The organism is Rhizobium sp. BK538, assembly GCF_014197575.1.
Lineage (GTDB): Bacteria > Pseudomonadota > Alphaproteobacteria > Rhizobiales > Rhizobiaceae > Rhizobium.
In genome coordinates this window covers 34244-56058 of the sequence record NZ_JACIFT010000026.1, presented here as the reverse complement: position 1 = coordinate 56058, position 21815 = coordinate 34244, and the positions used below count along the sequence as shown (strand labels likewise).

Below are 21815 nucleotides of genomic sequence, written 5' to 3'. Positions count from 1 at the left end.
TTTGCGCCAAGCGGACGAAAGACCATGCAAGCCCAAGGTGACAATCTTCCCCCCGGCGGTGCTACTGGGACCGAGGCTGACAAGGCGGAACAGCGCCCGCCTGGCAAGTTTGGCGGGCTTTCCGGCAAGCTGCTATGGCTGACGGTTGTCTGCATCATGCTCGCCGAGGTGCTGATCTTCTTTCCCTCGGTGGCCAGCATGCGCCTGCGATGGCTGGACGAGAGGTTGAATGCTGCGGCTGCGGCCGCGATCGTGATCGACGGCCTGCAGCCGGTCGAACTGCCGCGCGCGCTGCAAAAGGAGACGCTGGAGGCGACCGGCACCAAGGCAATCGTGCTGCGCAAGGAGGGCACCTCTCGCCTGCTTGCCACGACTGACATGCCCACCTTTGTCGATGAGCAATACGACCTGACGGATGTGCCGGCTTTGACGGCGATCAGCGATGCGCTCGATACGATGATTTTCGGCGGCAACCGCCTGATCCGTGTCTATGGCCCGGTGCAGGACACCAATACCGGCGTCGAAGTAGTGATGAAGGACAAGCACCTGCGCAATGCGATGCTTGCGTATTCCCGCAACGTCTTCCTGTTGTCGATCCTGATCTCGCTGTTCACCGCGACGCTGGTGTTCTTCGCGATCAACCGCATCCTGATCCGGCCGATTCGCAAGCTGACCGGAAGCATGCAGCAATTCTCCTCGGATCCGGAAAATCCGCACAACGTCTTCGTTGGCGATGGCGGCCGCGATGAGCTCGCGGTGGCCGGCCGGCACCTGACCTCCATGCAGATGGAACTGCAAAAGACGCTGAAGCAGCAGAAGAACCTGGCAGCGCTCGGCCTCGCCGTCTCGAAGATCAACCACGACATGCGCAACATCCTGGCCTCGGCGCAACTGATGTCGGACCGTCTCGTGGATGTCGACGATCCGATGGTGAAGGCCTTCGCGCCAAAGCTGCTGCGCACCATCGACCGCGCGGTCGGCTATACGACCGAGGTGCTGTCCTATGGCCAGGCAAGCGAAGCGGCGCCTCGCAGGCGCCGCATCCGGCTTTATGACCTCACCCAAGACGTGAAGGACATGTTGGCGATCGATGCTCAAAGCGGCATCGAGTTCATCGACCAGATGGCGCCTGAGCTCGAGGTCGACGCGGACAGCGAGCAATTGTTTCGCGTCATCCACAATCTCTGCCGCAACGCCGTAGAGGCGCTGAGTGCCACGGGCGCGGGGCGCGGGTCGGAGGGCGGCAAGCGCATCACCGTCTCGGCCCAGCGCGTCGGTAGCGTCGTCAGCATCATCGTCGATGACACTGGCCCCGGCATGCCGCAGAAGGCCAGACAGAATCTCTTCGCCGCCTTCCGCGGCTCGGCCCGCTCCGGCGGCACGGGCCTCGGCCTGGTGATCGCCCGTGAACTGGTGCTGGCCCACGGCGGCACGATCGCTCTTGTGGAAAAGCCTTCCGTCGGAACGCAGTTCCGCATCGAGATTCCGGACCGCCCGGTATCGCTCGACGACTATCGCAGCCGCGCTCTCCAAGAAAAGTGATGCGTTTCCGCTCTGCACCACCAAAGTCGCGATTTTTTCAGAAAGCCTATTGCAATCCCCGAAAGGACCCTTTAGAGAACCGCCCACGCAAGCGGTTCGGCCGCTTCCGGCACGCACCCGTAGCTCAGCTGGATAGAGCACCAGACTACGAATCTGGGGGTCAGGAGTTCGAATCTCTTCGGGTGCGCCATTTCTATCATATTGATTTCTCTACAATATATTCTCGACACCGGACAAGATGGCGAACCGTGTTCAGTACACCACGGTCGTAGCCTACGCTGACCACGTTGCCGTCGTGTAGCGGCAACAGCCTCGATTAGCCAATTCAGTTCGACGCAATCCATACGAGCGTGATAGTTTGGATGCATCAACCGAGACAGCGCTGTTGCAAAAGCCCAAAGCTATTTTGACTCGGGTGCCTTCCGCGAAGACTTGGCCCGACGCGTGGCGATGCCGACCGAAAGTCAGAATCCCGATCAGGCGTCAACGCTGATCGAATATCTCGAAGCCGAGATCAAGCCCACTCTCAAGGCGCTCGGCTTTGTCTGCCATGTGCTGTCGGAAGGCCAGTGGCCATTCCTTCTCGCAGAACGCATCGAGGATATGTTGCGGCCAACAGTCCTTGGCTACGGCCACGGTGATGTCGTTCGCGGCCTTGACGATGGCTGGGATGAAGGTCTCTCGCCTTGGCGACTTACCGAGCGGGATGGTCGATGGTATGGTCGTGGCGTTGCCGACAATAAGGGACAGCACTCGATTAACATCGGCGCCCTGCAAGCCGTCCTGGAGACACGTGGGCGTCTCGGGTTCAACGCAAAGTATCTTTTCGAAATGGGCGAGGAAATCGGATCGCCCGCGTTGCGCGAGTTCGCGTCCGCGCACAAGGATTTGTTGCGGGCTGACGTTCTGATTGCGTCGGACGGACCTCGGCTGTCGGCCGAACGACCGACCATCTTCTTGGGATCGCGGGGCGCTCTTTCATTCGATATCTGGATTGATGCACGCGAGGGCGGCCATCATTCCGGCAATTGGGGCGGCCTTCTTTCCGATCCGGCAATCCAGCTTGCCAATGCCATTGCGAGCCTTGCCGGGCCGACAGGCAAGATTCAGGTGCCTGAATGGATTCCAAAAAGCTTTCCCGACAGCGTGCGGCGCGCTCTTTTCGATTGCGAGATTGTGAGCAGCCCCGGCGCACCTGAAATTGATCCGACCTGGGGCGAGCCAGCGCTTACACCGGCCGAGAAGGTATTCGGTTGGTCCTCGTTCGCGGTGCTGGCCTTCGAAGCCGGCAATCCGAGAACACCTGTCAATGCAATCCCCCCGCGCGCTTGGGCGCGCTGCCAGCTACGGTTTGTGGTCGGGGTTGACGCGGATGGCATCCTGCCAGCCCTACGCCGCCATCTTGATCGGCACGGCTTTTCGAATGTCCAGATCGCACAGGCAAGCGCCGAACCCTTCCGGGCGTCGATGCTCGAGCCCGACCATCCTTGGGTCGAGTGGGCAGTCGAATCGATCAGCCGCACAATCGGGACGAAGCCGGCGATCCTGCCGAGCCTTGGAGGCGCGCTACCGAACGACATCTTCGCCGAGGTTCTAGAATTGCCTACCGTGTGGGTGCCGCATTCGTATCCGGCCTGCTCCCAGCACGCGCCGAACGAGCATGTCCCCCTCGCGATCGCCCGCGAAGGACTCGCGCTAATGGCCGGACTCTATTGGGATTTGGGGGAAACTGGAGTGCCAGGCAATTGGCGTGCGTGTGAGCCATCGACCCAATAACTCATCGGATCACCGCGTCAATGGTTGGTGCGATTGTGGTGCCGGGAAATTAAATAGTGCAAACAATCACATAGCGGTGCCCAGTTTCATCTCGTCCGGCGCGCCATTTTTCCACCGCTTCAGAACAGAACTGGGCACTTGGGGTCCGCTATCGCGACCCAAGCAGAAACTCGCGCGTCTTCAGCTGAACTTACGACAATGACCCTTGTTGGTCGTCGACTACGAGCACGCGAAAATCTCAAATGCGGCGTGAACAGGACGACTGCCGCCTGTGGTCGGCATGTTGATCCACAGCGCAGTCGTCATGCTGTATCTTTCTTGCGTCGGTTTGACAGGCGGCTTGATCGGCACTCTACTATAAGCGGTCATCCTTCACGTGATCAACGGTCAGGCGAAGCCGGCGACGGCATAGGATAGCGGCCGTCCTCGTACCTCGCGCGGTCGCCGCATGGTGGGGACCCTGCAGCGGGGAGTAACCGCGATGAGAAAAGACGGCACACGTAGCGGCGAATCCCTTCAGGCATTGCCTAAGGCGGAAGTGCATGTTCACCTGGAGGGCTGCTTTGAATCCGCCACCCTGGAGAGTTGGGCAGGCAGGCTGGCGTTCCAATGCCGCGGCCGCGCGAGCGGCTTTTCTCTTTCGAGAGCCTCGCTGATATGCTCGAATTTCTAGACTGGGCCTGTGGCCTGGCCAGCACTCGGGACCGCCTGGCCGAATTGGCCTATGGGTTTTGCCGGCGATTGGCGGCGGACGGCACCGGTTACGCAGACCTGATCATCAATCCCAAGCACTGGGCCTCATGGCAGGGCAGGACCAGGGAGCTGATAGAGGCCCTCGATGCAGGCTTCACCGCTGCGGCGCAGGACGGACTTCCACCCGTTGGATTGTGCGTCAGCTTGCTCCGCACCCAGAACTCCGATGAAGCGGTAGAACTCGTCGAAAATCTCATCGCCTGGCGCCATCCGCGGGTGGTCGCCCTGTCGGTTGACGGCAATGAGGCAGCCGCAGGTCGCACCGGACCACGCTTTGCCGAGGCATTTCGCCGGGCCGCGGCTGCCGGCTTGCGGCGTACCGTTCATGCCGGCGAGTCGAGCGGACCGGAAGGAGTTCGTGATGCGGTCGAATTGTTAGGCGCAGATCGCATCGACCACGGTGTCCGAGCTGTCGAGGACGACCGTGTGGTGGCGCTTCTTGCCGAACGCGGTATCCCGCTGGGCGTCTGCCCCACCTCGAACCTCACGCTCAAGCTTTATCCCTCTATTGAGGCCCATCCCATCGACCGCCTCCGAAAGGCGGGCGTCAGGGTGTCGGTCAACATCGACGATCCAAGCCTGTTGGCTACAAACCTTCCGGCTGAATACGAACTGGCGGCGGCCGCCTTCGGGTGGAGCGACGAGATCATGCGCGACGTTGCTCGAACGTCCATCGACGCGAGTTTTGCCAACGCTGACGTGAAAGCGCATCTGAAATCCGCATTGGCCAACTGGCAATCGTAGTGCCGGCTCACAATAGTCACCTCAAGTCGCTCCCGCTGGGTCACCTTACATGGCTGGCAGCGAAAACGCCCAGGGAGCGCCAGGGCTCTGCGGAGGAGGCAACTACAGGGGAGCGTTCTTGGCGTAGATCTCATCGTACGCGAACAATGCTGGCGCACCGCCGGTGTGGATGAAGAGCACCTCATCCGAGGGCTTAAAGGTCCCTGCCTCGATCCGGTTGTAAAGAGCCGCCATCGCCTTCGACGTGTAGACCGGGTCCAAAAAGATGCCCTCGGACTTCGCGCACTGAACGACGGCATTCCTCGAAGGGCCGTTCGGAAGCCCGTAGCCGGGAAGGTACATGCTGTCATCGAGTTCGATAGCATCCGTGGTTCCAGATTCATGGATTCCGACCAGGGGGGCGACGTCAGAGACTAACTGCTCGATAATCGGACGCTGCATCGCTTTCGACCGTGAGATTGTCGCGCCGACAAGCTTCGCCGTCGAGCCGGTGAGTTTGAGCCCGGCAAGCAACCCCGCATGAGTCCCGCCTGATCCTGACACGACGAAGATGTGGCTGAACGCCTTTCCGAGTTTCCGTTCCTGTTCCGCGATTTCCAGGGCGCAGGTCACGTAGCCCAGGCAGCCGATCGCGTTCGACCCGCCCAGCGGCACGACGTACGGCGAAAGCCCTTTCGCCCGCAACGACGCCGCATGAGCCTCCACCGCCTCGGCGAGCGGGTCGTGGCGTCCGACCCGCACGATCTCCGCACCGACAAGCTTGTCTAGAAGCAGGTTTGCCGAGTTGTGGTAGGTCTCGGAACGGTCGGGAACGTCGTCCTTTAGGACCAAATGGCACGTCAGGCCAAGCTTGGCCGCGACCGCCGCAGTCAAGCGAGCGTGGTTCGATTGTAAGGCTCCGGACGTGACGACGATGTCGCATCCCTTCACCAGAGCGTCCCCCATCAGATATTCGAGCTTCCGCAGCTTATTGCCGCCCATGGCGATGCTGCCGAAATCATCCCGCTTGATGGAGATCCGCGGGCCACCGTAAGCGGCGGAGAGCCGGTCGAGCGTCTCGATCGGCGTCGGCCATTGGGACAGTATCTGCCGAGGGTGTGCGTCGAGCTGCATGGGATCGGAACCTTGCTCGGTGTAAAGCAGTGAAATCATTAGGAACGTATAGGGTTATGCAGGGTGCGTATAGCCCGTAACGAGTGGAGAACGCGGCTCGCCTCATCGAGGCAGACTTCAACCGCTCGGTGTGGCCTAGATGAGAAAAGCCCCAAGGCTGCGTCCATCCGCTGCAGGAAACACGACATCACCGTCGGTTTGAAGCGCGCGATTTGTGATTCTGAACTACTAAGACGGGCGAAGAATCGCTCGCAAGGCGGACTATTCGGGATAGGACTCAATGCCCTCCATCGTCGGCTTGTGGAAGAGGATGAATACCAGGGGGTTGCCGGGCTCGGACATTGCGTCGCTGCGCTGGCCCGCTATCTCTCCGGCCACGCCGCTCGTATACTCCGCGACCACTTCGCCGAAGCTGTTGCGCTGGATGGCCACCTTCTGTCCGGGTTCGACCTTGTCATTGAGCTTGACCAAATGCTCGACGATCCCGCCCTGGGTTGCCAGGATAGGGAACGCACTGTTGCCGACGAAGACATTCACGTCCTTGCCTGTCCGGCCCATCGGCCCGGCGACGATGCCGTGATGCTTGAGGACGTTCATCGTGCCTTCCACGAACAGTGAGATCATCTCGACGTTCAGAACGCGAGCAGCACCGATCTCCGGTGTAAAGGACGGGATGCCCGCGTCCATGAACGCGTTGTGCAGGACACCGGGATAGACATGGTTGTCGAAGATCTGGCCGACGGGATAGAGCTCCACCATTGCCTTGACCTCGGGCACATCCATGCCGCCAAGATTAAATGCGGTGACTTCGAATCCGGTTGTTCCGGTGTGGAAGTCGATCGCGAAGTCGGCGTTCGGCCGCAGCAGCCGGTTGAACAGCAGCCCGGCGTGTCGGCTGGGCGCGGTGGCACCGTTCTCGTTCCCGGGCCATTCCCGATTCATATCGATCAGATCTAGGCCTCTGCCCTGATTGGGCCACCTGCGCTGCATGCTTTCAATGGCCGGGCGTGCCACGTCGGTGACCGCCATGACCGTGCCCGACATCTGCGCCGGATCGAGCTGGTTCATCACGGTCTGGACCGCGTGAATGTTACTCATTTCGTCGCCATGCACACCACTGGTCAGGACGCCGCGCTTGCCCGGCCTTGCCCCCTTGGCGACCGTCACGGACACGTACCAGTGCTGCCCCGTGGGCATCTGCGCACCCTGAAAATACAGGAGGTGCTTCTGTCCCGGCTCCAGGTCGTTGACGTCGAGCGCGCTGATAACCTTTTTTCCCCGGATAACATCGCCGGTATAGGCCGTTCCTGATGTCGGATGGGCAGCGGGTGTCGCTGCGTCCTGAGCATTTGCAGCACCCGCGTTGACGGCAAGGGCAGCCGACGCGCCGACCGTGGCAATAGATGCAATCAACAGATCGCGGCGATCGATGCCGTTCTTCGATTTGTCCGACATGATGGAGGCCCTTTGTGATTGAAAAGCTACTTTAGAACAACGGCATGCATGTTGGTCGCGACAATCCCGCGCGACTTCAAACTAGGGTATGCTGCTGAACTGGCAAGGTTGCGTGACTTCTGCGAAGCTAGGCCGGGCTCGTGAACTTGCGGGGTCGTTCGGCAAGATCCGGAGATCGCGCGCGAAGCAGGCCTGCCGTGTGGACGTCGACGGCGGTACCAATCACATGCGAGTTCGCAGTTTCATCTCGTCCGGCGTGCCAGTTCTTTCCGGGACCTACCAGGAAGCGAGATCAGTGAGCGACGACCCGGTGCGCGCCTCTTGACGCACCAGCCGGCAGGATTGATCGACTTTTCGGGCGGCATCGAGCCGCGTCAGTATGACCCTAGGATCACGATTTTACGGTCGGTGACTGAAGCGGGCGATTTGCGCATCCTTCATCAGGTTGCGAAAGCTGAGGCCGCTCATATGCACCAGTGTCCTGTGGTCGCCGCCTTCGAAATAGATGTCGCTGGCATTGCCGAGGCTTTCGTCGAGGATCACAGGCACGTTGTAGGCCGATCCGATCGGCGGAACTGCGCCAATGTCGCAATCGGCGAAAAGCGAACTGACCTCATCTTCCGAGGCGAGGCCAAGGCGTCTGTTCATCACATCCTGTAACGTGCTGAGCTCGATCCGGTGTGTGCTGGGAACGACGGCCAGGACGTATCCCATTTCATGATGTACGACGACTGATTTGGCCAGCCGGCTGCCCGGAACATGTGCGGCTTGTGCCGATTGGCTGGTTGTCGCTGTGCGATGATGAGGCACGGTGTCGTAGGCGACACCCTCACCGTCGATATAATCCTGAAGTTTCCTTGCGATCGTCATCTGGGCGCCCCCTGTATTGCGTGGCGAGGCATGAAAGGTATTCTCCTCTCATCGCCTGCGAAGTCAACGGCGAGCGGCCGCAAATGCCTGTTGCGGTTCGTTGGCTGATGACCGCCATGGGGCGATGGCGGTCGAACAAGCTCTCCGGTGCTCCGCGCGGTTGACACGCGCCCGATATCTCCGTGCTAGGCGGAGGCTCTCAGTTCGCTGCGTACGGCCAGTGCCTCGTCCGTCGAGAGCACGGAGGCGTAGGCGAAGGCGAATGCCGCCATGAAGGCCGCATGCGCCTGCGCGGCGGGGACCGACGTGCCGTTGAATTCGAGGTCGCGCGTTGCGCAGGCATCGTGGATGACCGTTACCCGGTACCCGAAATCGCTGGCGGCTCGCGTGATGGCATCGATGCACATATGACTCATACTGCCGACGACGGTGACCTCGTCGATGCCATTGCGGTCGAGTGTCGCCTTCAGATCAGTTTCACGGAACGAGTTGACGTGGTTCTTGACGATGACGGTTTCGCCGGGCCGGTCCAGCACTTTCGGGTGAATCTGCGCACCCTCCGAGCCGGCAAGGAAAAAGGCTGCATTCTCGCCGGCCGACTCATGTCTGATATGGACGACAAGATCGCCTGCATCGCGGGCTGCCGCGATCATCCGTGCGGCATTGTCGGCGGCTGCGTCAGCACCGTTCAACGGCCACTTGCCGTTTGGAAAGTAATCGTTCTGAATGTCGACGACGATGAGGGCTCGCTTGTTCATGTCCTTGTATCCTTTCATTCCTTCCGGGGACGATCCCCGTTCGTTGATGGACAAGTTACGTCTGAAGCCGCATTGTGTGGATTGGCGTAATTGACATTATCGAGGCCAAAACTGACAAATGAGCCAGACCGACGCGCCGGCCGAGATCGGTATCCTGCTTTATCCGAACGTCCAGCTCGCAGCCGTCTACGGCCTGACCGATCTCTTTTACCTAGCCAATCGGTTCGCAGCGGCCCGGCAACCGTCGGGAGGCCCCGCCCTGCGTGTAAGCCATTGGCGCGGGACAGAAACCGCAGCGACAATCGAGCGCGTTTTCGATACGGTGCCCGGCACTACTGGGTCGCCCACCGTCCTCGTCCTGCCTCCAAGCTTCAGCGAGCCGATGACCTCGGAGGAAGCCGGTCCGCTGGCGCGATGGCTTCGTGAGCGGCATGCCGAGGGAACGACGCTGAGCTCCGTTTGCGTCGGCGCCTTCCTTCTTGCAGAAACGGGCCTTCTGGCACACCGCATGGCGACGACCCACTGGGTCTATGCGGACTTGCTGGCGCAGCGATTTCCCGAGGTGCGGGTGGACACCGACAAACTCATCGTCGACGAGGGCGACATGATTACCGCGGGTGGCATGATGGCCTGGACCGATCTCGGTCTCAACCTCGTCGAAAGATTGCTGGGATCGACCATCATGCTCGATACCGCGCGCCACCTCCTCGTCGATCCGCCGGGCAGGGAGCAGCGCTGCTACAGCAGTTTCTCGCCACGCCTGAACCATGGCGACGGGCAGATCCTAAAGGTGCAGCACTGGCTGCACGCGAGCGGCGCGCGCGGCGTGACACTTGCGGCGATGGCGCAGCGTGCCCGCCTGGAAGAGCGCACCTTCCTTCGTCGGTTCCACAAGGCGACCGGCCTGCGGCCGACCGAATATTGCCAGCATCTGCGGGTCGGCAAGGCGCGCGAGATGCTCGAATTCTCGAATTGCACCGTCGAGCAGACCGCCGTTGCGGCCGGTTACGAGGATTCGGGTGCGTTCCGAAAAGTGTTCCAGAAAATCACCGGGCTATCGCCGGGAGACTACCGCAAGCGCTTCGGATTGACCGGGCGGGCATGAGGTCCGGCATTATGCCGCGCAAGTGTGTGAGAGGTGGGACCGAAGCCTGTTTTCAGTGAAAGGACTCGGCATGGAGCGGGCGGCGCTCTTCGCGAGTCTCTTTTGGCTCGTGGCAAAACACCCCGTTTGTTTCGATGCTGCTGCGATGATCAACGCCCGTACCACATGCGCCAGAGCAACCCGTCGCTGCGGATGTAATGGTGGTAGAGCGCTGCACCGACATGGGCGAGTAGCAGTGCGACCAGAAGGTTGGCTCCGAGGCCGTGCGGGATACGCGGAGGATATTAAAGGACGTTCGGCAGTTCAGCGCCCGCTCCACCGAAGATGAAGGGTCCCGCACCATTCAACACAATCATACCGATACCGCTTGCGATCATGCCGAGGATGACAATGTAGAAGGCAATGTGAACGCCGCGCGCCAGCCGTTCCTGCCACAGGAGCGATCCCTGCACCGGCTCGGGCTTCTTATCGAAGAACCACCACCAGACGATGCGGAACGTGGTGAGCAGCAGGGCTATGATCGCTGCGGGGATGTGCATGCGCAGGCTTTCGTGTCCGGGGCAAGCGCGCTGCCCGCCTGAAACCTGGAACCGAGCGCGAGTATAGCGAGGATGGCGACCAGCCGGTGGATCGTGACGGGGATCGCGCCGTAGCGGCTAGTTGTGCTTCTCAGCATCCATTTCTCCTTCGAGTCTTGCTCGCAGCGTCGCCATCACGCGGTGCGCTATCCTGATATCTTCAAGTGAAAAGCCCTCAGCCAACGCGTCGACCCTCGGGTTGTACGCGTTGATCGCGGACTCGTAGGCGCGGCGTCCCTTCGCCGTAAGCACCACGAGATGCGCCCTCCGGTGGTGCGGGTTGGGCTCGAACACCACGATCCCTTCCTGGTGCAGATCATTTACGATGCGCTGAACATTCTGCCGATTAGCTCCGAGGTCACGGGCGAGCCACGCCACCGGCTGCGGCCGGTCGGCGTGCACGATCGCTCCGAGAATCTGCCACCGAGCACTGGTCAGCCCGTAGGACCCAACTAGCCTGTCTCCCCACAACAGGGTCAGGTTGTTCGCTCTGAACAGGCTGAGGATCAGGTCGGTCAAGGCATCGCCCTTCCGGTTTCGGGTCGTTTCGCTCATTGGCAACATCCATCTATATTGACATTATTATGTCAAGTTAATATGTCTTCATCGTATCGAATTGACATCATGCTTACAATCTGGAAGGAGCTCGAAATGTCCCGCATGAAGCCCATGGACGAGAGACTACCTATCGAACGCCAACTGGCCATCGAAGCCGCGCCGGTCGTACTCATCAACCTCTTCACACTCGATGCGGCCGATGAAGAGCGCTTTCTCGAAGTCTGGAAGGACGACGCCGAGTTCATGAAGCGCCAGCCGGGCTTTATCTCGACCCAACTCCATCGCGCCATAGGCGAAAGCCCAGCCTACCTGAACTATGCGGTGTGGGAATCGAATGAAGCATTTCGCGCAGCTTTCACACATCCTGAGTTCCGGGCGAAGCTGACGAGCTATCCATCGTCCGCAATTGCAAGACCGCAGCTGTTCCAAAAGGTCGGCGTTGCCAGCATCTGCACGGCCTGACCGGCGAGAAAGAGACACGACAACGAAGTGAGAAGGCGCACGACGCTTCTGTTCAAAATCCTTGCGGTCACGGAGGCAGCGATGTCTGCCGGCGTCAGGAGATGGCAGCTCGCAGAAGGTCATTAGCGGCCGCTCGATCGATCGGAACCTTCGTTGAGGTCACCTCAGTGTTGCCTCTCCGTTGTGAAAGCACCATGCCGCCGATATCGGCATAGCCGGCCCGCTAGCTTGGCGCAATGTTGCGAAGCCATGATGCGGTCGGCGCTGCGCGTGTGCAGCGATTCATGGCGCATGACCGGAGGGAATATGCGGAGGAGTATGGTGCGAGCGTTTGCGTTTTGCGCGGCCGTAGTGACGCTTGCCGGCTGCGTTGACGCCAATGCGCCGACGCTCGTGCCCGTCGCAGCACCCTTTGACCCGCCTCTCAATCTGCCGGCTGTCGCCCATCACATCTGCGTCGGCGACGGCAATTTCATGTATCGCGAGGCGAAGAAGCAATACGAACTGCGCGCCGGCATGGGTGGCTATCCAATCGATCCGGCCCAGGAAGAAGCGAACGCGACCGCTGCCGCACACCGGCAGTATGTCACGTGCCTGTCGAGCCAGGGATATCGGATCGCCGACAGATAAGTTCGAGAGTGAATTGCTGCCGCCGGACTCTGCATCGCTTGATACCATCTCCGAACGGAGCAAGCAGTTCTTGAGATCAGCGCCTGCGGATCACGCCCAGTCGCTGCCGATCACGACTGCTGGAGGCTGCGTGTGATCGCGGAACTTTGCTACGAAGGAACGCATTTTTCTCGGATAAATCCAGAAGGAGGATTTATCATGAAAATCTCCATCTTCGTTCCCGCCCTGTCAGCAGGGGCTCTGCTCACGCTCGCATCAATCACTCCCGTTCAGGCGGCGCCTGTGCAGCAGGTCCCGCTCCCAAGCGCCTCGAACATTCAAATGGTGCAGTACAGTCAGCGGGCAGGCCACTTGAACGGCTATCGTGGCACACGCACCGAGCGCCCGGGCACTCGCCGCGGTCCGGATGGCTATTGGTATCCGCTGGCAGCCTTTGGCGTCGAGGGCGGTACAACGGGTTCGATCGGCAATCGGCCCGTGCGGCCGATGCAACGGCAAACCTACTGCCAGAACACGTTCGGCGGCACCAATGGCGATGGCAGCATGCCCTGTGACAACGGCTATTGATCGCGTTGGGCCAGGGGAAAGGCGGGACGATCTCTCGCCTTTCCGATCATCGATTTCCTCCAACTGTTGGCGATATTTTGCGGTGGGTGCGCCGCGGTCCGGCCACCGTCCGGTAGTATGTGAGCCGCCCCTGCGCAGATTGGCCTGCTTCGCCTAAGAAATTGACTAACTGATCAAAAATGCCGCAAAAAGAGGCTTCAATAATAGGCGAGATATGCGCGAGGCGCATTGCTGCATTGCGGTAATCTCCCTATTCCTGATCGAAACAATGGGCTATCTCTTATCTCGAAGGCAGCGCACTCCTCCTCCCAGCGCTCCTTCATCGGACTGGCAACACTCCTCCTCCCAGTTGTCAGTCAGGATCAAGAGCCCGGTGCACCTCCTCCCGCACCGGGCTCTTTTCTATTTCAGCCCCCCTCACACATGATCAGGCGCTTGTGCTGGCCCATCTGCTCGGGACTGCGCTACACTGCCGCGAGCCATGGCAGCGTCGGGAAGTCTTTTACCGAGCGAAAAAATCCCGTAGGCAATCGCCAGTGATCTGATATATCAGGCCGTTCGTGTTGATTTGCGCCAGCATCACGCGACAGGCTTGAGAGGAGTTGACTGATGAGATGGAAGCGCACGATCCAGCTTCTGGATGTTCACGCCGAGGGCGAGATCGGCAAGGTCGCGATCGGCGGCGTGCCAAAGATTCCCGGCAATACCGTCGCCGAGCAGCTGAACTGGCTGAACACTGATCCGAAGGGTCAGGAACTGCGCCGCTTCCTCTGCCTCGAACCGCGCGGCGCGCCGATCGGCTCTGTCAATCTGCTGCTGCCGCCGAAGCATCCGGATGCCGATGCGGCCTTCATCATCCTGCAGCCGGACCAGGCGCATGCGAGCTCCGGCTCGAACTCGATCTGTGTCACAACCGCGCTATTGGAAACCGGCGTCGTCGAGATGAAGGAGCCGGAAACCATTGTCACGCTGGAGACGGCCGCCGGCCTCGTCAAGGCGACCGCGACCTGCCGCGACGGGCGATGCGAGAAGGTGAAGCTCACCATGGTCCCGTCCTTCGTGCACGAGCTCGACGTGGCCATCGACACGCCGCACTGGGGCAAGGTCAAGGTCGACCTATGCTACGGCGGTGTTTTCTACGCGCTGGTCGACGTCGGGCAGATCAATCTGACAATCGAGAAGGGCAATGCTGCCGCCCTGGTTCAGGCCGGCATGGTCCTGAAGGAACTGATCAACCGTGGCATCGAGGTTGTCCATCCGGAAATCCCGGCAATCTCCGGCGTTGCCTACGTCATGTTCCGCGACCTCGAGGCGGACGGCACCGTTCGCACCTGCACCACGATGTGGCCGGGCCGGGCCGATCGCTCGCCCTGCGGCACGGGCAGTTCCGCCAATCTCGCGGCATGGCATGCGCGCGGCAAGGCAAAGGTCGGCGATGTCTTCAAGTCGCGCTCGATCATCGGTTCGGAGTTCGAAGTCGGATTGCTGGCGGAAACCGAAGTTGCCGGTCGCCCCGCGATCATTCCGACCATCGCGGGCCGCGGTTTCACCTTCGGCCTTTCGCAGGTCGCACTCGATCCCTTCGATCCGCATCCGGGCGGTTTTGCCTTGACGGATGTCTGGGGGCCATTGGCCGGCGAGATCTGACGCTCAATAGGTGAAGGGGTCGACCTCTGCCTTTTCAACGGCGTGGTCGCCCGCTCGCTCCGGATAGATGACACCCTTGCGCAGGATGATGTTGGCGTAAAGCCGCGGTTCGCTGGTCTGGATCACGGCGTGAGCGGTCCGTACTCGATTGTAGAAGTCTGCCCCGACGAGCGGCACGACCTGTCGGTGCGGCTCGTGGCGGGCGCAGCAGTCGATCATCTCCTCGTGAACCGGGTCGAGCCTGTCGCGCTCGGCCTTGACGGTCGACCGGAAGATCGCCTCTGTAACAAAGTCGTCGATCGGCAGGACGCTGAGAACGGCGTCGAGCACGGCCACGATGCCGTGGCCATCAAGACGGATCAGCCGCCGTGCATGTTCGACGCCGGGGTAATTGCCGTCGACGATAGCGATTTCGTCGCCATGCCCCATGGCACGCAGCGTCGAAAGCAATTCCGGGCTCAAAAGTGGGTTAAGTCCCTTCAGCATTTTCGACCTCCTTGAATAAAACGTTCTGGTCCGTGAGATAGCGCGCGAAGATCGGTAGGCTGGCGCCGCCGATGGCGCGCGCATGGGCTCCGATTGCGCCTTCGATGATGTCGGGCATGACGACGCCCTGGAGATCGAGCATCGCTGCTTCGTGGATGGTCGCCTGCACGATCCGTTCTCGCACCCATCCGGGAAAGCCGCCGTCGATCACGGCCGCGCTGAAGTCGATGATCGAGGCTGCCGCGACGATCGCCTGCGCGAGTGCTCGGGCGGTGTCCTGGATCCACGTTTCCAGGGGCTCGCCGAAGTCGATCCAGTCGTCGGCTGAATACCAGAGTGGCTGCGGGTCGATGCCGCGCTCCCGCAGCATGTTCTCGAGAACGAAGATTGAGGCAACTTCAAGCAGCTGCAGCGTTTCGCCGTTCTTGCCGCGCACCGGGAGTGGGCCGATGGCGCCAGCCGTACCCGTGCGCCCCGAAAAGATCGCGGAATTGAGGACAATGCCGCCGCCGATGAAGGAGCCGATGAAAAAATAAACGAAGTCGGGGTAGGACGGCCCGATGCCGAATACGAGTTCTGCGCCGCAGGCACTTGTCGCATCGTTCTGCAGGTAGACCGGGTAGGGCACGCGGGCGGCAATCTCGGTGTGGAGATCGAAGTCGCGCCATACATCCATCGCGCCCTTGGGTGAACCGACTTCCTCTTCCCAGTTCCAAAGCTCGAACGGTGCCGCGATACCGATGCCGGCAATGCGGCCGCGTTGCTTCTCGTCGAGCCGGCTTTCGAGTTCGCGGATCCCTGAAGTGATGAAATCCAGAAAGACGTCAGGCAGCGGATAGGCATAGGTCTGGTGAAGCTGCAGGCGGATCTTGCCCACGAAATCCATCAACACTAGGTCCGCGCTGCGTCGGCCCATCTTGACGCCGAACGAGTAGACGGCATCGGCATTGAGGCGCATCGGGATAGACGGCTGGCCAACCCGGCCACGCACCGGCTCTCCGCGGGAGAGCAGCCCTTCCTTCTCCAGTGCTCGCATGATGACGGAGACTGTTTGCGCCGAAAGCCCGGTTCGCCGCGCGATATCGGCCTTCGACTGGGAGCCGTAAAGGCGCACCAGCGACAGCACAAGCCGCTCGTTATAGGCGCGCACCCTGATTTGGTTCGCGCCGCCTGCCGGACTCAAAATAGGCGGTTGAGCCGACGTATGTACCGGACCGTCCAAAGACGACATTGGCCACTCCTCCCGTCTGTTGGCCTATGCCCTATTTTCATCGAGCATGCCATATAGAATTAATAATTCAATTGGATTTATTTATTGACAAGGCAATTCCTTTCGCTCTTAATTGCCATCGTCAAACGGCACGGAACGGCTTGGAGGAGGCCGTCGGCGAGACTGCAGCGGTTCTCGTGCCCGTCAATTCCGGCACCGCCAGGGGGCGGGTCGGCTAATCTCAGGGAGGACTCAATGAAGAAATCAGTGCTTTCCGCCGCGCTTGGTGCGCTCGCCCTCGGTGTCGCCTTCTCGGCGCCGGCCATGGCCGCGGATGTTTCCGCCTGCCTCATTACCAAGACCGACACCAACCCGTTCTTCGTCAAGATGAAGGAAGGCGCGACGGCCAAGGCTAAGGAACTGGGCGTGACGCTTAAGTCCTACGCCGGCAAGATTGATGGTGACAGCGAAAGCCAGGTTGCCGCGATCGAAAGCTGCATTGCCGACGGCGCGAAGGGTATTCTGATCACGGCGTCCGACACGAAGGGCATCGTCCCCTCGGTCAAGAAGGCCCGCGATGCCGGCCTCCTGGTGATTGCCCTCGACACCCCGCTCGATCCGGCTGACGCAGCCGACGCAACCTTCGCAACTGACAACCTGCTCGCCGGCAAGCTGATCGGCCAGTGGGCCAAGGAAACGCTCGGCGACAAGGCAAAGGATGCCAAGGTCGGCTTCCTCGACCTGACGCCATCGCAGCCGACTGTCGACGTTCTGCGTGACCAGGGCTTCATGATGGGCTTCGGCATCGACACCAAGGACCCGAATAAGATCGGCGACGAAGACGATGCGCGCATCGTCGGCCACGACGTGACGAACGGCAACGAAGAAGGCGGCCGCAAGGCGATGGAAAACCTTCTGCAGAAGGATCCGAGCATCAACGTCATTCACACGATCAACGAGCCAGCCGCAGTTGGCGCCTACCAGGCCCTCAAGGCTGTCGGCATGGAAAAGAACGTCCTGATCGTCTCGGTTGACGGCGGTTGCCCAGGCGTCCAGTCGGTCAAGGAAGGCGTCATCGGCGCCACCTCCCAGCAGTATCCGCTGCTGATGGCTTCGCTCGGCATCGAGGCGATCAAGAAGTTCGCCGACAGCGGTGAAAAGCCGAAGCCAACCGAAGGCAAGTCGTTCTTCGATACCGGCGTTTCGCTTGTCACCGACAAGCCGGTCTCTGGCCTCGAGTCAATCGACACGAAGGTCGGCACCGACAAGTGCTGGGGCTAAGTCTCGCGATATGAATCTAGCGCCGGCCGGGGCTTGATCCTCGGCCGGTTTCGACTGACCATAGCTGCTGCCTGAGAAACCGGCGAACGAAGACCGGCGTGATAAGGGGCAGGGGCTTTCCGCGCGCGGTTTGGCGCGAAAGCGGAGGAGGAACAATGACCGGAGCACAGGAATTCGAACGGGTGCTTGACGGCAGCGACAAGAACGTCGCGTCGTTCGAACACCAAAGCGTACCATTTGTGAAACGTGCGCAGCACTTCCTGCATTCGACCCCGGCCGCCGTGCCGCTGATCGTGCTGGTGCTGGCGATCATCATCTTTGGCTTCGCGCTCGGCGGACGGTTCTTCTCGTCCTACACGTTGACGCTCATCTTGCAGCAGATTGCCATCGTCGGCATTCTCGGTGCTGCACAGACGCTGGTCATCCTGACTGCCGGCATCGATCTTTCGATCGGCGTCATCATGGTCATTTCGGCTGTCATCATGGGCAACTGCGCCATTACTTACGGCATTCCGACACCGATCGCTGTGCTGGCCGGGATGCTTGTCGGCGGTCTCTGTGGCTTGCTGAACGGGTTCCTCGTCGCCTATGTGAAGCTGCCGCCGTTCATCGTAACGCTCGGCACCTGGAACATCGTCATGGCGACGAACTTCATCTATTCCGCCAACGAAACGATCCGCGACACCGATGTCGATGCGCAGGCGCCGCTGCTACATTTCTTTGCGATCAGCTTCAGATTGGGCACCGCCGTGCTTACTCTCGGCGTCATCGCCATGGTGCTGCTCGTTCTTGTGCTCTGGTATATCCTCAATCACACGGCCTGGGGCCGCCACGTTTATGCCGTCGGCGACGACCCTGAAGCGGCCAAGCTCTCCGGCATCCAGGCCAAGAGTGTGCTGCTGACGGTCTATACCGTCTCCGGCATCATTGCCGCCTTCGCAGCCTGGGTCTCGATCGGCCGTAATGGCTCGATCTCTCCCTCGTCCGCGGTGACGGATTATAACCTGCAGGCCATCACGGCGACCGTGATCGGCGGCATCTCGCTCTTCGGCGGTCGCGGCTCGATCCTAGGCACCCTGTTCGGCGCGATGATCGTTGGCGTGGTCTCGATGGGCCTCAACATGCTCGGCGCCGATCCGCAGTGGAAGGTGTTGCTCACCGGCGTGCTCATCATCGCCGCAGTCGCAATCGACCAGTGGATCAGAAAGGTGTCGGTGTAACATGGCAAACGAACCCCTTCTTTCGGCTCGCGGGCTCGTCAAACGCTACGGACGCGTCACCGCACTCGATCATGCCGATTTCGACCTTTATCCCGGCGAGATTCTCGCTGTGATCGGCGACAACGGTGCTGGCAAATCGTCGCTCATCAAGGCCATATCTGGCGCGATCGCTCCCGATGAGGGCGAGATTACGCTGGAGGGCAAGCCGGTCCACTTCAAGTCCCCCATGGAGGCGCGAGAGGCGGGCATCGAGACCGTCTACCAGAATCTCGCGCTTTCGCCGGCACTATCGATTGCCGACAACATGTTCCTGGGTCGCGAGATCAGGAAACCTGGCTTGCTCGGCAGCTGGTTCCGTATGCTCGATCGCCCGGCGATGGAGAAGCGGGCGCGCGCCAAGCTCTCCGAGCTTGGCCTGATGACCATCCAGAACATCAACCAGGCGGTCGAAACGCTCTCGGGCGGGCAGCGCCAGGGTGTGGCCGTGGCGCGCGCCGCCGCCTTCGGATCGAAGGTCGTTATCATGGACGAGCCGACGGCCGCCCTCGGCGTCAAAGAAAGCCGCAAGGTGTTGGAACTGATCCTCGACGTACGCTCGCGCGGTTTGCCGATCGTGCTGATCTCGCACAACATGCCACATGTTTTCGAGGTCGCCGACCGCATTCATATTCATCGGCTTGGCCGCCGTCTGACGGTCATCAATCCGAAGGAATACACGATGTCCGACGCCGTTGCTTTCATGACCGGCGCCAAAGCCGTGCCGACGGAGCCGGTCGCCGCATGAGCGTCACGATCGACGAAATCGCCGGCGAGGTCATCGACCGCGCCGGCGATATCAAACGCTTCCTGATCGCCATTGCAGGTCCCCCCGGCGCTGGCAAGTCCACCATGGCAGACAATCTTGCCGATGCCCTGAAAGCCAGGGGCGAAACGGCCGAGGTCCTGCCGATGGATGGCTTCCATATGGACAATGCCATCCTCGTCGAACGCGGTCTTCTGGCGCGCAAGGGTATCCCGGAAACCTTCGACGTTCGAGGCTTCCTGGATATCATCCGGGCTGTACGCCCTGCCGACCAGGAAGTCCTGATCCCGGTCTTCGACCGGTCCCGCGAGATAGCCATCGCCTCGGCGCGTGTCGTTTCGCCGGAGCATCGCTTCATCATCGTCGAGGGCAACTACCTGCTGTTCAGCCAAGGCAAATGGGCCGAACTCGAAGGCATCTTCGACTACTCTGTCATGCTGGCGCCGCCGATCGAGGTGCTCGAGGAGCGGCTGTGGGCGCGCTGGCGCGGCTACAGGCTGACAGAGGAGGAAGCGAGCGCCAAGGTCTACGGCAATGATCTGCCTAATGGCCGGCTGATCCTCGGCAACCGCCGCAGGGCGGATGTGACGCTCGACATGGCCTGATCTGTCCGCTGTTCCCGCTGAAGTACTGGACTTGCAGCGCGTGATGGAATCGTTGCAGGTTTATCCTCATGCAACTTCCGCGTTATCAGCGGAATGCCTGGAGGGAGAGCAAATGGGTTTCACGGAAGCAGTCTCGACAGTTTTTTCGAAATACGCCGTCTTCAGCGGCCGCGCCGGCCGCCCCGAATTTTGGTGGTTTGCGCTCTTCAACGTCATCGCCTCACTGATCCTGGCCTTTCTCGACAAGGTCCTCTTCGGTTACGAAATACTTGGCGCCCTGTACGGTCTTGCCGTGTTGCTTCCCGGCCTCGGCGTCGCGGTTCGGCGCCTCCATGATATCGGCCGCTCCGGCTGGTGGATTCTGGTCGGCGTCATTCCGCTGGTGGGCTGGATCGTTCTTCTCGTCTGGTATGTCAGCCGTGGCACGCCCGGCTTCAATGAATACGGCGCGCCCGCCTGAAACGGTGGGTAAAATGTTTGCCATGCAGCGCGTTGGGGTGATAATGCGCAGGGCTGAACCTTATAGGCCAGCCCGCGGAGTTTCAGCGCATGCAATCGATCACCATCCGTCGTCCCGATGATTGGCACCTGCATCTGCGTGACGGCGCCATGTTGGAAGGGGTGATCGGTGATACGAGCCGCAACTTCGCTCGCGCAATCATCATGCCGAACCTGGTGCCGCCGGTGGTGACCACAACGGACGCCGAAGCCTATCGCGGTCGCATCATGGCGGCGCTGCCGAAGGGCGACAAGTTCCAGCCGCTGATGACGCTTTACCTGACGGAGCACACCAATCCCGATGACGTTGAGGCCGGCAAGGCGAGCGGGCTGATTACCGCCGTCAAGCTTTACCCCGCCGGCGCCACGACCAATTCGCATGGCGGGGTGCGCGATATCGAGAAGGCGATGCCGGTGCTGGAACGCATGGCCAGGATCGGCCTGCCGCTTTGCGTTCATGGCGAGGTGACGACACCTGACGTCGACATCTTCGATCGTGAAGCGGTGTTCATCGCAACCGTGCTCGATCCGCTCCGCAAACGCCTGCCCGAACTCAAGGTCACGATGGAGCACGTGACCACCAAGGACGGCGTCGACTACATCAAGTCTGCAAGCGGCAATCTCGCAGGCTCGATCACGACGCACCATCTGATCATCAACCGCAATGCCATCCTGGTCGGCGGCATTCGCCCGCATTACTATTGCCTGCCGGTCGCCAAGCGCGAGAACCACCGCCTTGCCCTTCGCGCCGCCGCAACGAGCGGCGATCAGCGCTTCTTTCTAGGCACGGATTCAGCCCCGCACGTCGATCCCTTGAAGGAATGTGCCTGCGGCTGCGCCGGCATTTATACTTCGATCAACACGATGAGTTGCCTTGCGCATGTCTTCGAACAGGAAGCCGCGCTCGACAAGCTCGAAGCATTCGCGTCGTTGAACGGACCCGCCTGGTATGGCCTGCCGGTCAACGAAGAAAGAATAACGCTGGTCAAGCGTGATAGCCCCGTCAGTTTTCCGAGCAAGGTCGAAACCGGTGCAGGCGTAGTTACCGTTTTCGATCCAATGTTCCCGCTCCATTGGGACGTTGAACGCTAAAGATCTTTTGTCATCACGGAATGTTTACTGCCGCTCTTCTTTGAGGGCTGCAGCGATATGCTA

General features: G+C 60.7%; 21 protein-coding genes, 1 tRNA gene and 1 pseudogene. 15 read left to right on the top strand and 8 right to left on the bottom strand.

What is annotated here, in order from left to right; all coding sequences use genetic code 11:
* The first annotated feature begins 24 nt into the window (after nt 1-24).
* From FHX09_RS25515 to add, 4 genes are all read left to right on the top strand, one after another.
* Nucleotides 25-1542: a HAMP domain-containing sensor histidine kinase gene (locus FHX09_RS25515; protein WP_132593374.1), complete on the top strand. Its 1518-nt coding sequence runs from the start codon at nt 25-27 to the stop codon at nt 1540-1542.
* Nucleotides 1543-1655: 113 nt separating this feature from the next.
* Nucleotides 1656-1732 (top strand) — tRNA-Arg (locus FHX09_RS25510).
* A gap of 176 nt (nt 1733-1908) precedes the next feature.
* Entirely contained in the window at nt 1909-3318 is a 1410-nt protein-coding gene (locus FHX09_RS25505; RefSeq protein WP_132593372.1) for a M20 family metallopeptidase, read from the top strand.
* Nucleotides 3319-3975: 657 nt separating this feature from the next.
* Complete coding sequence (add, locus tag FHX09_RS25500) at nt 3976-4815, top strand: adenosine deaminase (protein ID WP_246699509.1); 840 nt, start codon at nt 3976-3978, stop codon at nt 4813-4815.
* A gap of 102 nt (nt 4816-4917) precedes the next feature.
* Here the strand turns inward: add and FHX09_RS25495 are convergent, their stop codons facing one another.
* The 4 genes from FHX09_RS25495 to FHX09_RS25480 all read right to left on the bottom strand — a co-directional run bounded on the left by FHX09_RS25495 (nt 4918) and on the right by FHX09_RS25480 (nt 9011).
* Nucleotides 4918-5928 (bottom strand): D-cysteine desulfhydrase family protein, encoded by a 1011-nt coding sequence (locus FHX09_RS25495; protein ID WP_132593370.1) that lies wholly within the window; start codon nt 5926-5928, stop codon nt 4918-4920.
* 261 nt (nt 5929-6189) lie between these two features.
* Nucleotides 6190-7383, bottom strand: a complete 1194-nt coding sequence (locus FHX09_RS25490) for a succinylglutamate desuccinylase/aspartoacylase family protein (RefSeq protein WP_132593368.1) — start codon at nt 7381-7383, stop codon at nt 6190-6192.
* A gap of 399 nt (nt 7384-7782) precedes the next feature.
* Entirely contained in the window at nt 7783-8253 is a 471-nt protein-coding gene (locus FHX09_RS25485) for an aminoacyl-tRNA deacylase (protein WP_007802001.1), read from the bottom strand.
* A 185-nt stretch (nt 8254-8438) separates the two neighbouring features.
* Nucleotides 8439-9011, bottom strand: a complete 573-nt coding sequence (locus FHX09_RS25480; RefSeq protein ID WP_007801999.1) for a cysteine hydrolase family protein — start codon at nt 9009-9011, stop codon at nt 8439-8441.
* Nucleotides 9012-9129: 118 nt separating this feature from the next.
* On the opposite strand from FHX09_RS25480, the gene FHX09_RS25475 reads away from it, so the two are divergent.
* A complete protein-coding gene (locus FHX09_RS25475) occupies nt 9130-10116 on the top strand; it encodes a GlxA family transcriptional regulator (protein ID WP_132593364.1) in 987 nt (328 codons plus the stop codon).
* Between the two features lie 149 nt (nt 10117-10265).
* On the opposite strand, the pseudogene FHX09_RS25470 reads toward FHX09_RS25475, so the two are convergent.
* Nucleotides 10266-10655 (bottom strand): annotated as a pseudogene (locus tag FHX09_RS25470) (cytochrome b/b6 domain-containing protein).
* A 117-nt stretch (nt 10656-10772) separates the two neighbouring features.
* Complete coding sequence (locus FHX09_RS25465; RefSeq protein WP_007801992.1) at nt 10773-11249, bottom strand: MarR family winged helix-turn-helix transcriptional regulator; 477 nt, start codon at nt 11247-11249, stop codon at nt 10773-10775.
* 96 nt (nt 11250-11345) lie between these two features.
* On the opposite strand from FHX09_RS25465, the gene FHX09_RS25460 reads away from it, so the two are divergent.
* The 4 genes from FHX09_RS25460 to FHX09_RS25445 all read left to right on the top strand — a co-directional run bounded on the left by FHX09_RS25460 (nt 11346) and on the right by FHX09_RS25445 (nt 14558).
* Nucleotides 11346-11714: an antibiotic biosynthesis monooxygenase family protein gene (locus FHX09_RS25460; RefSeq protein WP_132593362.1), complete on the top strand. Its 369-nt coding sequence runs from the start codon at nt 11346-11348 to the stop codon at nt 11712-11714.
* A 306-nt stretch (nt 11715-12020) separates the two neighbouring features.
* The gene (locus FHX09_RS25455; RefSeq protein WP_132593360.1) at nt 12021-12344 is read left to right on the top strand and encodes a hypothetical protein; all 324 of its coding nucleotides are present in this window, start codon (nt 12021-12023) and stop codon (nt 12342-12344) included.
* A 198-nt stretch (nt 12345-12542) separates the two neighbouring features.
* Nucleotides 12543-12911 carry a surface protein gene (locus FHX09_RS25450; RefSeq protein ID WP_132593358.1) on the top strand — a complete coding sequence of 123 codons (369 nt, stop codon included), beginning with the start codon at nt 12543-12545 and terminating at the stop codon, nt 12909-12911.
* A gap of 609 nt (nt 12912-13520) precedes the next feature.
* Nucleotides 13521-14558, top strand: a complete 1038-nt coding sequence (locus FHX09_RS25445) for a 4-hydroxyproline epimerase (RefSeq protein ID WP_132593357.1) — start codon at nt 13521-13523, stop codon at nt 14556-14558.
* A gap of 3 nt (nt 14559-14561) precedes the next feature.
* On the opposite strand, the gene FHX09_RS25440 is transcribed toward FHX09_RS25445, so the two are convergent.
* Together FHX09_RS25440 and FHX09_RS25435 are read right to left on the bottom strand one after the other, a co-directional pair.
* On the bottom strand, nt 14562-15044 hold the full coding sequence (locus FHX09_RS25440; RefSeq protein WP_007801982.1) for an RbsD/FucU domain-containing protein: 483 nt from the start codon (nt 15042-15044) through the stop codon (nt 14562-14564).
* Nucleotides 15028-16275: an ROK family transcriptional regulator gene (locus FHX09_RS25435; RefSeq protein WP_007801979.1), complete on the bottom strand. Its 1248-nt coding sequence runs from the start codon at nt 16273-16275 to the stop codon at nt 15028-15030. Before FHX09_RS25435 ends, FHX09_RS25440 begins: the two co-directional genes overlap by 17 nt.
* A 234-nt stretch (nt 16276-16509) precedes the next feature.
* Here FHX09_RS25435 and FHX09_RS25430 point away from each other — a divergent pair, with 234 nt between their 5' ends.
* The 6 genes from FHX09_RS25430 to pyrC all read left to right on the top strand — a co-directional run bounded on the left by FHX09_RS25430 (nt 16510) and on the right by pyrC (nt 21752).
* Nucleotides 16510-17535, top strand: a complete 1026-nt coding sequence (locus FHX09_RS25430; RefSeq protein WP_007801977.1) for a sugar ABC transporter substrate-binding protein — start codon at nt 16510-16512, stop codon at nt 17533-17535.
* 155 nt (nt 17536-17690) lie between these two features.
* Nucleotides 17691-18755: an ABC transporter permease gene (locus tag FHX09_RS25425; protein WP_007801975.1), complete on the top strand. Its 1065-nt coding sequence runs from the start codon at nt 17691-17693 to the stop codon at nt 18753-18755.
* A gap of 1 nt (nt 18756) precedes the next feature.
* Nucleotides 18757-19539, top strand: coding sequence for an ATP-binding cassette domain-containing protein (locus FHX09_RS25420; protein ID WP_132593355.1), 783 nt, complete (start codon nt 18757-18759; stop codon nt 19537-19539).
* Nucleotides 19536-20162 carry a nucleoside triphosphate hydrolase gene (locus FHX09_RS25415; RefSeq protein WP_184450801.1) on the top strand — a complete coding sequence of 209 codons (627 nt, stop codon included), beginning with the start codon at nt 19536-19538 and terminating at the stop codon, nt 20160-20162. The genes FHX09_RS25420 and FHX09_RS25415 overlap by 4 nt, the downstream gene beginning before the upstream one ends.
* Nucleotides 20163-20274: 112 nt before the next feature.
* Nucleotides 20275-20622: a DUF805 domain-containing protein gene (locus FHX09_RS25410; RefSeq protein ID WP_007801970.1), complete on the top strand. Its 348-nt coding sequence runs from the start codon at nt 20275-20277 to the stop codon at nt 20620-20622.
* Between the two features lie 89 nt (nt 20623-20711).
* A complete protein-coding gene (gene pyrC / locus FHX09_RS25405) occupies nt 20712-21752 on the top strand; it encodes a dihydroorotase (RefSeq protein ID WP_183722708.1) in 1041 nt (346 codons plus the stop codon).
* Nucleotides 21753-21815 lie beyond the last annotated feature (63 nt).